This is a genomic window from Phormidium sp. CCY1219 (assembly GCF_055795085.1).
This window is the reverse complement of record NZ_JAYFEQ010000077.1, coordinates 1-317: the sequence shown is the minus strand read 5'-3', so window position 1 is coordinate 317 and position 317 is coordinate 1. Positions and strand designations below refer to the sequence as shown.

General features: G+C 42.9%; 1 protein-coding gene. It reads right to left on the bottom strand.

All coding sequences use genetic code 11. From position 1 onward, the window contains the following. Window positions 1-317, bottom strand: a 317-nt coding sequence (locus tag AC0QH1_RS00495) for an HNH endonuclease (protein WP_324628778.1), incomplete at both ends; no start/stop codon positions are given.

The window sequence follows — 317 nt, the reverse complement described above, 5'->3', positions numbered from 1 at the left end:
TGTCATGGGAGCTGATTTTCGCTTGATATTCCTCAATTATGATGAGGTCTCTTGCGGTTTTACGGTCGTGGCAGTGGCAATGCAATGCTTGGCGGTTTTTATGGATATCTTTACCCTCCGCCACTAGAAATCTAATATGGTCTACCTCAATTAGGTCACGGTCCATGAAGAACAGGCCACATTCATTACACTTGCCTTTTTGTTCCTTCAAAAGTTTGGCTAACTTGCCTGGTATTCCACCCTTGTTAATTCCTCTCTTACTCCAGTAAGCCCAATCTCCATCAAATGGAGACTTATCACCTTTGACTTTGATGTGT